At 41.3% G+C, this 12,048-nt stretch carries 9 protein-coding genes and 2 pseudogenes; 6 read left to right on the plus strand and 5 right to left on the minus strand.

Going from position 1 to position 12,048, the window contains the following annotated elements; translation table 11 throughout:
* Positions 1 to 171: 171 nt before the first annotated feature.
* Positions 172 to 1,401, minus strand: coding sequence for a dicarboxylate/amino acid:cation symporter (locus DXB52_RS08525; RefSeq protein ID WP_118106946.1), 1,230 nt, complete (start codon positions 1,399 to 1,401; stop codon positions 172 to 174).
* Between the two features lie 429 nt (positions 1,402 to 1,830).
* Here DXB52_RS08525 and DXB52_RS08530 point away from each other — a divergent pair, with 429 nt between their 5' ends.
* Both DXB52_RS08530 and DXB52_RS08535 read left to right on the plus strand, forming a co-directional pair.
* Entirely contained in the window at positions 1,831 to 2,049 is a 219-nt protein-coding gene (locus DXB52_RS08530) for a helix-turn-helix transcriptional regulator (RefSeq protein ID WP_118106947.1), read from the plus strand.
* Positions 2,039 to 2,827, plus strand: coding sequence for a DUF3169 family protein (locus DXB52_RS08535; protein ID WP_181989185.1), 789 nt, complete (start codon positions 2,039 to 2,041; stop codon positions 2,825 to 2,827). Before DXB52_RS08530 ends, DXB52_RS08535 begins: the two co-directional genes overlap by 11 nt.
* Before the next feature lie 256 nt (positions 2,828 to 3,083).
* Here DXB52_RS08535 and DXB52_RS17025 read toward each other — a convergent pair.
* Positions 3,084 to 3,371 (minus strand): annotated as a pseudogene (locus DXB52_RS17025) (recombinase family protein); the annotation flags it as partial.
* 309 nt (positions 3,372 to 3,680) lie between these two features.
* Between DXB52_RS17025 and citC the strand changes: the two are divergent.
* The 3 genes from citC to DXB52_RS08555 all read left to right on the plus strand — a co-directional run bounded on the left by citC (position 3,681) and on the right by DXB52_RS08555 (position 5,573).
* Positions 3,681 to 4,796, plus strand: coding sequence for a [citrate (pro-3S)-lyase] ligase (citC, locus tag DXB52_RS08545; RefSeq protein ID WP_118106949.1), 1,116 nt, complete (start codon positions 3,681 to 3,683; stop codon positions 4,794 to 4,796).
* Positions 4,797 to 4,894: 98 nt separating this feature from the next.
* Positions 4,895 to 5,401: a citrate lyase holo-[acyl-carrier protein] synthase gene (gene citX, locus DXB52_RS08550; RefSeq protein ID WP_118106951.1), complete on the plus strand. Its 507-nt coding sequence runs from the start codon at positions 4,895 to 4,897 to the stop codon at positions 5,399 to 5,401.
* Between the two features lies 1 nt (position 5,402).
* On the plus strand, positions 5,403 to 5,573 hold the full coding sequence (locus DXB52_RS08555; RefSeq protein ID WP_015528732.1) for a hypothetical protein: 171 nt from the start codon (positions 5,403 to 5,405) through the stop codon (positions 5,571 to 5,573).
* 141 nt (positions 5,574 to 5,714) lie between these two features.
* Here DXB52_RS08555 and DXB52_RS08560 read toward each other — a convergent pair whose 3' ends face one another.
* Positions 5,715 to 6,929 (minus strand): DUF4317 domain-containing protein, encoded by a 1,215-nt coding sequence (locus tag DXB52_RS08560; protein ID WP_020436192.1) that lies wholly within the window; start codon positions 6,927 to 6,929, stop codon positions 5,715 to 5,717.
* Between the two features lie 178 nt (positions 6,930 to 7,107).
* On the opposite strand from DXB52_RS08560, the gene DXB52_RS08565 reads away from it, so the two are divergent.
* On the plus strand, positions 7,108 to 8,430 hold the full coding sequence (locus DXB52_RS08565) for an MATE family efflux transporter (protein ID WP_118106953.1): 1,323 nt from the start codon (positions 7,108 to 7,110) through the stop codon (positions 8,428 to 8,430).
* A 76-nt stretch (positions 8,431 to 8,506) separates the two neighbouring features.
* Here DXB52_RS08565 and pflA read toward each other — a convergent pair whose 3' ends face one another.
* Positions 8,507 to 9,253: a pyruvate formate-lyase-activating protein gene (gene pflA / locus DXB52_RS08570; protein WP_055144933.1), complete on the minus strand. Its 747-nt coding sequence runs from the start codon at positions 9,251 to 9,253 to the stop codon at positions 8,507 to 8,509.
* A 330-nt stretch (positions 9,254 to 9,583) separates the two neighbouring features.
* A pseudogene (gene pflB, locus DXB52_RS08575) lies at positions 9,584 to 11,835 on the minus strand (formate C-acetyltransferase).
* Between the last annotated feature and the right edge of the window lie 213 nt (positions 11,836 to 12,048).

Consider the following 12,048-nt stretch of genomic DNA (forward strand, 5'->3'; position numbering starts at 1 on the left):
CTGAACTATGAAAATAATTACCGATTGGTTAATAGATATCTTTGCTGTTCATAAGAATAAGAACTGCGTGAATTTAGGCTAACATATATTTTCGAAAATTACAACCTCTTTTTGATTTTCCGTTTAATAGAAATAAGGACAACTATAATAGTTGCCCTTAAAATCTAATTATTAAAATTCAATATTCCGCATCTCATCTGACTTCTCCGGAATCTTATGTCTTTCCGCATATCCTGTAAGAATCAGCGTAAGTGCTCCGTCCCCGGTCACATTACAAGCTGTTCCAAAACTATCCTGAAGTGCGAAAATTGTAAGCATCAGTGCTGTTCCCGCATCATCAAACAGAAGGACTCCTGTGATAAGTCCAAGGGATGCCATAACTGTTCCTCCTGGAACTCCCGGTGCACCGATTGCAAATACTCCAAGAAGTATACAAAACAGAAGCATTGTTGGAATTGACGGAAGTTTTCCATACAGAATCTGTGAGATTGTCATACAGAAGAACACTTCTGTGAGTACAGAACCACACAGATGGATATTAGCAAACAGTGGAATACCAAACTGTACCATATCTTTTCTTAATGGTTTCGCCTTGTCTGCGCACTGCAGAGCAACTCCGAGTGTAGCAGCTGAAGACATTGTTCCAACGGCTGTCAGATATGCCGGTCCGTAATGCTTCACAACCTCCAGTGGATTCTTTCCTGAATAAACGCCGGCGATTGTATAAAGAAGTGCCATCCAGATATAATGTCCGATCATAACAATAATAATAACCTTAAGGAATACCGGAAGCTGTTTTGTGATGGAGCCTTCATATGCCAGAGAACAAAATGTGAATCCAATAAATAACGGAAGGATTGGAATCAAAATCCTTGACACAATGGAAAGCACGATCTTCTGGAATTCTTCCAACATTCCTGTGATTAATTTTGCCTTATTCCATGCCGCTGCAAGTCCGATCATAATAGAAAATACAAGTGCACTCATAACCGGCATGATCTGTGGGATAGAAAGTTCAAACACCATCTCCGGCAGTTCTTTCAGTCCATCTACATCTGTCACAATAGAAAGATGCGGGATCAGCGCATATCCTGCTGCTGTAGAGAATAACGCAGCCCCAACAGAAGATACATATGCAATACATACTGCAAGCAGAAGTAATCTCGATGCATTATTTCCCATCTTTGTAATGGACGGTGCGATAAATCCAATGATGATCAGCGGAACGCAGAATGAAATAATCTGTCCCAGAACATATTTCAAAGTTACAATAATGTTCAGAATTGCATTTGTCAAACCTGTCCCGTCATTTGCATTAAGAGCAAGTCCGGCAAGAATTCCGATCACAACACCTACCAGAAGTTTAAATGGCAGACTTTTGAAAAAACTCGATTTTTTCATAAAAAGAATCCTCCAATACTATTTTTCGGTCCTAATTCACAGATGTCTGTAATCTCCAACCTTTCTCAGACCTGTTTAGTCGGTATGCAATATTATAATACACGAAGGATAAATCTACAACTGTCTGTTTACAGCTTACCGATTTGCACCTATAGGACTTTTATATTTTATTGTCCTGCAAGGCAGAAGAATATTATAAGTCCATGCGCTTTTTTTCTTGTTTTTAATTTCTCGAAAAACAAATCCTGAGGTTAGTGTGCAGACCATAGCTGATTATTTTGCTGCTCAGCTATACGGATGTAAGTTTTGCTTTGAAAAATTCAAAGTTGTCTATAAGATGTATGAAATTAATTGACAAATAAAGTTGTCAATGTTATCATCATAAATGACAAGAAAAGTTGTCAAATCAAAACGAAAGGGGACTGGAAATTGCCTTTATTAAATCGATTAAAAGAATATAGATCAAAACTGGGAATCAATCAGACAGAGCTTGGAAAGCGGGCAGGAGTTTCCCGCCAGACGATCAGTCTGATCGAGCGTGGGGACTATTCCCCATCTGTGACACTGGCATTAAAAATTGCAAAGATCTGTCAGGTTACAGTAGAAGATATCTTTGAGTATAAGGAGGATGAAAACAATGAAGAGTGATACAAAGACGAGAAACACAAAGAAAACCATTGTAAGGATGTTAGCGGCAATGCTGATAGGCGGAGTAATAGGAGGCGTAAGTACTGTAGTTTATGAAATTGTTTTTGGGGAAGATTTTAGTGGAAGATCGCTGAGCCTTCTGACGGAAGTGACACGGAGGCTTATGGTTCCAGGGCTCCTGTCAGTGCTTGTCGTTTCAATTGCAGCATATGAGATCTGCTTCAAAAAGCTAAGAAACGTCTGTGATCGGATTGAAGATGCAGAAGATGAGGAATTTCATCGACTGGATTATGAAGAAGAAAGGTACGGAGCAATTCTGCAGTGTATCAATGTAGTGGCACAGGTGCTTTGCATTGCTTTGTTGGGAAGTGGATATTCTATGAGATATATTCATGATGGAAGAACTTCGCTGGTAAAATTTCTTACAGCATGTGTCCTGTTTTTAATCTGTTTCTTTTACTGTGGCATGGCTCAGGCCCGTTATGTAAAACTGCTTCAGAAAGTACATCCAGAGAAAAAGGGCGATATTGCTTCCAAAGATTTTCATAAACAATGGCTGGAAAACTGTGATGAGGCAGAAAAGGAAGCTGTTTATCAAAGTTCCTACAGTACTTACATATTCTCAGGAAAATTAATCGGAATATTGTTAGTTGTGACGATGATCGCGCATTTATTTTTCAATACAGGAGTGTTCGCGATTGTTGTGGTCGGTGTAATCTATTTATGTATAACTGTAAAATACTGTGTTTCCTGTGTTAAATTAAAAAATAAATTATAGCAATTAATTATAGAAATTTCAGTAAATAATGCAAGTAATTTGCGCTCTGCCTTTTTTGCCGTTAACATGGGAATGAACCAATGTCATTTAGTTAACATTCAATAATGATATCGTGCACAAAAAAATGTTGAAGAATTTTTAGTGTATCTTGTTTTTAAGAGACACTTATAAAATAGATACACTAGCGAGTGAATATTCTTTCTTCGCCATAAATTACCTTTCCTTTCTACAATATAGCCTGAACAACTTTATTGTACACGGAAAGGTAATCTCTTCCCAATCGGCTCATGTCCTTAATGATAATGGTTCCAATGTTTCCGACCTTAACCTCATTCATCATCTGAATGAAGCTTGGGCGATCAAATCGTATACCGGGAAATACCATCATCTGTGAAATGACGAACCGGTGTCAGGCTATGTGCCTCTGCATTGCATATTCTTGAAGAATCTGCTTCTGATGAGAGATACTGTTAGATTCTCCCTGAAGCTCATCATCGTGACTCAAACGCTCATACAGAGCTGTATATAATTTTCCCTTTGCCATTTTCGGCTTTCTCCTTTCCATCTCAATCGTATTTGTAGACTTGTAAACACAACAGCCTAAGCAAATACACGATAAGTGGTTCATGTAATTGATTAAGATGTTGTACATATGTTACCACACCTGCTACTTGATATTTTCAGGGAAAAAGTTCCCTTTTTATATCAGCACTAACCATCATAAGAATGATTCTGTCATTAATCATTCTTATTCTTTACTTTTTTGTAGTTCATGATAGAATGTCTTTGTAATTGAAACACTTTTTCTGTCAAATTCAAATGGCAGACCTATGATATTTATCAGGAGGATTTTATGTCTGATTATATAATCTCTCAGATCTACCCATCTGACATTCTGGCAAACAAGCAGATAAACGAACTGCTCCTTGCAGAAGGTATCCGCCGAGATGCAAATCTTGACTACACCTGCGATATGTATGATGATGAGATGAACATCATCGCTACCGGAAGCTGTTTTGGCAACACACTCCGCTGTATGGCAGTCAGCAACGCGCATCAGGGAGAAGGACTGATGAATCAGATTGTAACTCACTTGATCAGCGTACAGTTCGAGCGTGGTAATACACATCTTTTTCTCTATACAAAATGCAATTCCGCCAAGTTTTTTGGTGATCTCGGTTTTTATGAGATTGCCCGAATTGACGGTCAGATTGTATTTATGGAGAACAGAAAAACAGGATTCTCCGCTTATCTGGAACGTTTAAAGAAAGAAAGCGAACAGTCAGAAGTTACGAAACGATTCGCCACTGACAATACACCGATTCTTTCTGAAGTATCCTCTAAGGCACAAAAGAACCTTCGCATTGCAGCACTTGTCATGAATGCGAATCCATTTACTTTGGGGCATCAATATCTGGTGGAAAAAGCTGCTGAAAGTGATATTCTTCATTTATTTATCGTCAGTGAAGATCAGAGTCTTGTTCCGTTCTCTGTGCGAAAACAATTAGTTCTGGAAGGAACCGCTCACCTTAACAACATCATTTATCATGAGAGCGGTCCTTACATTATCAGCAATGCAACTTTCCCAAGCTATTTTCAGAAAGATGCCGATGCTGTTATGGAAAGTCATGCGAACCTTGACCTGACGATCTTTGTTAGAATCGCGCAGGCGCTTGGAATCAACTGCCGCTATGTAGGTGAAGAGCCAAACAGCCAGGTGACTGGAATCTACAACAAGATTATGGCTAAAAAACTTCCCGAAAATAAAATTTCATGTACGATTGTTCCGCGAAAAGAAGCTAACGGAGCTGTAATCAGCGCATCGACTGTACGAACTGCGCTAAAAAATGATAATATAGAGTTGTTGAAGACACTTGTTCCTGAAACAACACTTCACTATTTTCAGAGCAAAGACGCAGATCCTGTGATTGCAAAGATCAAAGCTGCTGAACATGTTGTACATCATTAAGGAGCAACTACTATGTAAAATATATACTGCGTAGAATTGCTGAAACCGTGTAATTCACCCTTAAACAAAACGCGAGAAAATGACAAGGAGGTTTCCTTGTGCAAGGAGAACAGGTTGTATTAACAGATATGCTGCAATGTCGTGAGCGGCGTGCACAAATCCAGGATACATTCATTGAACAATACCACTGTCCAGTCATTTCATTCTGTATGAACATCCCAGGACCCGTGAAGACAAATGAACAGATCCGCACCGCCTTTGACAGTGGAAAGAATACACTGCTTCTAAAGCTGGAACAAGCTGAGGCAGATATTAAAAACTCAATTGAAATTCACGAAAAAACCGGAGATGAATTATTGCTTGCAATCGACTGTCCGGCAGAAAAAATCAAAAATCTCACAACTGAGATTGAAGAAACACATCCGATTGGGCGTCTCTTTGATATAGATGTGATTGACACAGACGGACAGAAACTTTCCCGCCCTTCCTACCGCAAATGTATCATCTGTGGCTGTCAGGCGCAGGAATGTGCACGCACAAGAAACCACACTGTAGAAGAGATGCAGGCAAAGATTGAAGAAATGCTGGAAAAAAGGAGATTTTAAAATGTTAGTATGTGATTATATCGTAGAACAGATTGATGGAGATTATGCACACTTAAGAAGAGTTGATCTTCCGGATGAAGAGTTAAAACTCGTAGCCAGAGCACTGCTCCCGGCTGAGATTGTAGAAGGTTGTAAACTGCACTATGAACTGATGCAGTATACAATCATCTAATGTTACTATTCTTCTACCTGTTTTTATTCAAAGAAGACTGTAAAGAGGATTCCCTCCTGAAAATATTTCATTTTAAAGAAAAGGAAATATTTTCAGGCAGGAATCCTCTTTGTACGTTTTCTCTATTTCATTCCCCGTCAATTAATCTTCATCAAACGGAACAACATCATCCTCTGCATTTTCCACAGCTTCACCAGAACCACCCGCTTTCGGTCCTGCAACGCCTTTTACCTTCATCGTTCTGACATTGATCCCATTGACCTCAATGTGGTCATCCACAGGAATCACAAGGCACTGTCTTCCGTCGATCATTCTTGTCTCTACAAGATCCATTCTGTCCGGATTTACTTTAATCACAACATCTGGTGTCTCGATATTGAACTTTCTTGTCTCTGCGATATTACTTGCCAGAAGCGTTGCTTTCTCGCCTGCATTTTCTTCGAAGTTCTTCTCAAAGTTCTCCATCTTCTCATTCGGCACACCGCTCTGCTCGAAGATTTTCTTCACATCGGTCTTATCCAATGTCAGCGGATCCGGTTCTTCTTTGTGTTCTTCGATCATATCATTCAATGTCTCGTGAATGTTACGGACAGTCTCGTAATCACCATCTTCTCCCAATGTATCTTCAATAATCATCTGGAATGTCTCTTTCTGTGTGTCCGCAGACATCGGCATCTTCGCACCAAGAAGCTGGTCGATCATCTCCGGCTGAAGATCTTCTGATTTCTTCGTGTAATAAAGCACACTGTGAAGATCAGTACTTCTGTCGTTGAATGCCGGGAAGAGGAATCCTTTGTCCGGCTTATCAACGATCCAGTCACGGATTCTGTCCTGAATACAGTTCTCTTCCGCGTTATAGCTAAGCCCTGCCTTTGACAAACTGACCGGACAGATGCTCATCAGTATATGCTGATATACTTCATCTGAAGCATCATCCATCTCAAGATCATCGGATGTTCTTCCAGGAACATCGTATGCTGCATGGATCAAAATAATGTAATAATTCTCCGCATACTCATACGTTGCAATAACTTTGTCATAGAATTCTTCCAAAAGCATATCGTCTTCGAGACGGCTGTCACGAAGCTTCAGAAGAAATTCCTGCGTTCCGCCCGGCATCTCTGCATCCAGTGGAAACTCCATATTCAGCATATTCTTTCCGATACTTCCGGAAAGTGTCTTCTTGAAAATATCAAAATATTTAAATGCCTCTTCTTCCGGAAGTGCGAGAAATGCGTCTTTTGACTCCATCTTTTTATTCTTCTCATAATCCACATAGCAGCCACAGATTTTCGTAATCGCACAGTTTTTCGGTGAGAACTGCTTACGGATCTCAAGTACTTCTTTTTTATTCATATATGTTTCCTTTCTTCGTTCTATGTTATAATGAGTAAACCACCTTTTCGGGGATTGTAAATACCGTAGACATAACATTTTTATTTTACCTCTATTTTCATAAGAAAGAAAGATTTGATTTTCTCAAAATACTATGGTATTATACGCATTCTGAAAATACAGAAAGGAATTTTTTATTATGTCATCCAACTCAGTTACTTCAACTGCCCGGGAACATGTATTTCCACTCTTTGTTAAATATGTCTCAGCAAATGTACTCGGCATGATCGGATATTCTTGTTATATCCTTGCCGATACATTTTTTGTTGCCCGGGGAATCGGCTCTGATGCGATTGCCGCGCTTAATCTGGTTCTTCCTGCTTTCAGCTTGTTAAACGGAACAGGGCTGATGATCGGTATGGGTGCTGCTGCGCGATACTCGCTTTCCTCCGGCAGAGCTGACAGTGAGATTCACCGCACGATCTTCACCCAGGCACTTCAGCTTGCATTTGTAGCTATGCTGTTCTTTTTCAGCATCGGACTGTTTTTTGCAAGACCTCTTTGTGTCTTACTTGGAGCCGACGGAACTACATTGCCGCATGCAATTCCATATATCAGCATCCTGCTCATGTTTTCTCCTCTGTTTTTATGCAACAATCTGTTGAATTGTTTTGTCAGAAATGATGGAGAACCGCGGCTTTCAATGACTGCAATGCTCGTTGGAAGTCTGACAAATATTGTGCTGGATTACATTTTCATCTATCCTATGCAGCTTGGCATGACCGGAGCTGCACTGGCTACTGCAACTGCTCCACTGGTTGGGATGAGTATTCTGTCCATGCATTTCTGGAAAAAGAAAAATCAGTTTCATCTGGTAAAAACAAGGATACATCTAAAAACTGCTGTAGATATCTGTCGGCTTGGAGTTTCTTCTCTTGTAGCTGAATTATCTTCCGGCATCGTAATTCTTGTCTTCAACATGCTGACTCTGAAATTCAGCGGAACGACCGGACTTGCGGCATACAGTATCCTTGCTAATATCGCACTCGTACTTGTGGCAATCTTTACCGGAATCGGGCAGGGCATCCAGCCGATTGTCAGCAGCCACCCTGGTAAAAATGGAGTTCCTGTACGCCACCAGGTAAGACGCTATGCATTAAGCACTGCATTACTTATGGCTTTGATCGCTTATCTGGTTGTCTTTGTCTTTGCAGTTCCGATTGCTGACTTGTTTAATAAAGACAAGGATCCGTTGCTTACTTCAATGGCAGCAGAAGGCATGCGCATTTACTTTGTAAGCCTGTTCTTTTCAGGCATCAATATGGTGTCAGCCACTTATTTAAGTGCTTCCGACCAGCCGGTACCGGGATTCATCATCTCTATCCTGCGCGGCCTTGTACTGATCCTGCCGATTGCATTCCTGCTTGCCGCACTTTTGGGAATGACAGGTATCTGGCTCTGCCTTCCTGTTACCGAGGCAATCGTGTGTGTCGTGACCTTCTTCTTTCTGAGAAAATTTTAAGTAAAGTATTTGTAAAAGAAGAACTCTGTTGCGAATGTATTGATTCATACATCTCATAACAGAGTTCTTTTTTATCTTATTTTAAATATTTCGCTGTCTCAAGAATACGGTTTGCATTCTCAATTCTCTCCTGTGTCGGAGGATCGATTCCCTCTAACTTGTAATCATATCCAAGTTCTTTCCACTTGTATGCACCAAGTGTATGATATGGAAGAACTTCAACACGCTCTACATTATCCAGTGTCTCGATGAAATCATGAAGTCTCTCCAGGTACTCATCCTTGTCACTGCGCTCCGGAACGAGTACGTGACGGATCCAGATTGGTTTCTTGATATCAGACAGATAACGTGCAAACTCAAGAATATTCTTGTTGCTCTGTCCTGTGAGAATCTTATGCTGCTCATCATCAATGTGTTTGATGTCAAGCATCAGCATATCTGTGTATTTCAGCAGCTCCTGCAGTTTACCAAAGAATGGTTCTTCCTTTGTAAATACAGCTCCGCTTGTATCAATATTGGTATGAACTCCCTGTTCTTTCGCCTTCTTGAAAAGGTCAATCAGGAAATCCATCTGCATCAAAGGTTCTCCACCGCTGACTGTGATACCACCTTTGTCTTTCCAGTAGCTTTTATAGCGAAGTGCTGTTTTAAGCAGTTCGTCTGTTGTCTTCAGTTCGCCATCCTGCATCTTCCATGTATCCGGGTTGTGGCAGAACTGACAGCGCATTGGACATCCGCTTACAAAAATAATAAAGCGTACGCCAGGTCCGTCAACGGAACCGAAGCTTTCTGTTGAGTGAATATATCCTTTTACTTCTGACATGTTCTTCTCCTCCTAAATTTTATTGTAACTGTTCAGAGCCAACCTCCAAAATGCTACGCATTTTATAGCTGTTTTATGAAATTTTGCTTGGCTCTAAACAGTTACATTTTATTTTTAAAAAAGGACGCAGCATGGTGAAATGACTGCGTCCTGATGTAATATGCATAGGCTAAAGCCTGAATTCCAGAGCATCGCCATGCTCACAGCTCGATTCCGCTTCGCTTCTTCTCGCTGTGGGGCTGCGCCCTATGAAACCAGCCAGTCAAAAGTCTCTTAGCAAGCAAGCTTGCACGAGTCTTTTACTGTCTGATTTCGCATGGCTTGGCTGTATTACATATGATCGTGGCAAGTTCTTGCGATAACGTCAAGCTGCTGCTCACGAGTAAGGTCGATAAACTTAACAGCGTATCCTGATACACGGATTGTGAAGTTAGCGTACTCAGGTTTCTCTGGGTGCTCCATAGCATCTTTCAGTTTGTCAACGCCAAATACGTTAACATTCAGATGATGTGCTCCCTGATCGAAGTATCCGTCAAGTACGTGAGCGAGGTTCTCTTTACGCTCTTCATCAGAATGTCCAAGTGCACCTGGGTTGATTGTCTGTGTATTAGAAATTCCGTCAAGTGCAAGCTCGTAAGGAGCTTAGCAACAGAGTTAAGAGAAGCAAGAAGTCCACTCTGCTCTGCGCCGTAAGACGGGTTAGCTCCTGGTGAAAGTGGCTCTCCAGCCTTTCTTCCGTCCGGAAGAGATCCTGTAGCCTTACCGTATACAACGTTAGATGTAATTGTAAGGATAGATGTTGTCGGTACAGAATGTCTGTATGTGTGGCACTTGTTCAGTTTGTGCATGAATTTCTTCAGCAGCCATACAGCGATCTCGTCTGCACGGTCATCATCGTTACCATATTTCGGGAAGTCTCCTTCGATCTCGAAGTCTGTAGCAAGTCCATCTTCGTCACGAACAACTTTAACCTTAGCGTATTTAATAGCGCTTAAGGAGTCTACTACGTGTGAGAATCCAGCGATACCTGTTGCGAAAGAACGTTTAACGTCTGTGTCGATCAGGGACATCTGAGCTGCCTCATAGTAGTATTTATCATGCATGTAGTGGATCATGTTCAGTGTATCAACATACAGCTTGGACAGCCACTCCATCATTTCATCATATTTAGCAAGTACTTCATCGTAATCAAGGTACTCAGAAGTAATTGGCTGGTAAGCCGGTCCTACCTGTACTTTAGTCTTTTCATCAACACCACCGTTGATAGCGTAAAGAAGACACTTAGCAAGGTTTGCACGAGCTCCGAAGAACTGCATCTCTTTACCTGTCTCTGTAGCAGATACACAGCAGCAGATGCTGTAGTCATCTCCCCATACCGGACGCATAACATCATCGTTCTCGTACTGGATGGAGCTTGTTGTTACAGAAATCAGGGATGCGAACTTCTTAAAGTTCTCTGGCAGTCTTGAAGAATAAAGAACTGTCAGGTTTGGCTCTGGTGAAGGTCCCATGTTGTTCAGTGTGTGGAGGAAACGGTAGTCAGTCTTTGTTACCATAGAACGTCCGTCCTGTCCAAGTCCACCAACCTCAAGTGTAGCCCATGTCGGGTCTCCTGAGAACAGCTGGTTGTAAGATGGGATTCTTGCGAACTTAACCATACGGAATTTCATTACCATGTGGTCGATGATCTCCTGAGCTTCCTTCTCTGTAAGTGTTCCATTCTTAAGATCTCTGTCAATATAGATATCAAGGAATGTAGAGATACGTCCTACGGACATAGCTGCACCATTCTGTGTCTTGATTGCTGCAAGATATCCGAAGTACAGCCACTGAGCTGCTTCGTGAGCATTCTTAGCCGGCTGAGAAATATCGAATCCGTATGCTGCAGCCATCTCTTTCATCTCTTTCAGAGCTTTAATCTGATCTGCAAGTTCTTCACGAAGACGGAAATCCTCACCCTTCATGCCGTGTCTTGCGTAACGCTCGAAGTCATACTGTTTTCTCTCGATCAGGAAATCGATACCGTACAGTGCAACACGACGGTAGTCACCTACGATACGTCCACGTCCGTATGTATCCGGAAGTCCTGTGATGATCTTGTTATGACGAGCTTTTTTCATCTCTGGTGTATAAACATCGAATACACCCTGGTTATGTGTTTTATGATATTTTGTGAAGATCTCATGCAGTTTCTCGCTTGGCTGGTATCCGTATGTTGTACAAGCCTGCTCTGCCATCTTGATTCCACCGTAAGGCATGAATGCTCTCTTCAGTGGTTTGTCTGTCTGCAAACCAACAACCTGCTCAAGGTCTTTCATGCTCTCATCGATATATCCTGGGCCGTATGCTGTCAGACCGGAAACAACTTCTGTCTCCATATCGAGAACTCCGCCCTTAGCTCTTTCTTCTTTCTGAAGTTCCTGCAGTCTTCCCCATAATTTGTCTGTTGCTTCTGTCGGTCCCTCAAGGAATGCCTCATCACCTTCATATGGTGTGTAGTTCTCCTGGATGAAATCACGCACGTCTACAGAGTGTGTCCATTTTCTTCCCTTGAAGCCAGCCCACTGCTCAAAATTAGCCATTGAAAAATCCTCCTATATTCTTTCCTAAAATAGTTTTGTAATTGTTTTACGGGCATAGTATAACACCGTGTTAAATAAATGACAAGCGTAAAATCGAGAATAAATATCGGAAATTGCTTTGTATTCGATTTAGTACAAAATATGCGAAAAAACGCCCATTTTACGGGGAATTGTACAAACTTTAGTACAGTAAAAATGTACCGTAAAAAGAAC

The organism is Ruminococcus sp. OM04-4AA, from assembly GCF_003462585.1.
GTDB lineage: Bacteria > Bacillota > Clostridia > Lachnospirales > Lachnospiraceae > Mediterraneibacter > Mediterraneibacter faecis.

Excerpts from the sequence above, each read along its gene's own strand:
- pflA (WP_055144933.1), bottom strand. The coding sequence starts at position 9,253 with ATGTCAGAAGTAAAAGGATATATTCACTCAACAGAAAGCTTCGGTTCC.
- citC (WP_118106949.1), top strand. The coding sequence starts at position 3,681 with ATGTCTGATTATATAATCTCTCAGATCTACCCATCTGACATTCTGGCA.
- DXB52_RS08560 (WP_020436192.1), bottom strand. The coding sequence starts at position 6,929 with ATGAATAAAAAAGAAGTACTTGAGATCCGTAAGCAGTTCTCACCGAAA.
- DXB52_RS08555 (WP_015528732.1), top strand. The coding sequence starts at position 5,403 with ATGTTAGTATGTGATTATATCGTAGAACAGATTGATGGAGATTATGCA.
- DXB52_RS08535 (WP_181989185.1), top strand. The coding sequence starts at position 2,039 with ATGAAGAGTGATACAAAGACGAGAAACACAAAGAAAACCATTGTAAGG.
- DXB52_RS08525 (WP_118106946.1), bottom strand. The coding sequence starts at position 1,401 with ATGAAAAAATCGAGTTTTTTCAAAAGTCTGCCATTTAAACTTCTGGTA.
- DXB52_RS08565 (WP_118106953.1), top strand. The coding sequence starts at position 7,108 with ATGTCATCCAACTCAGTTACTTCAACTGCCCGGGAACATGTATTTCCA.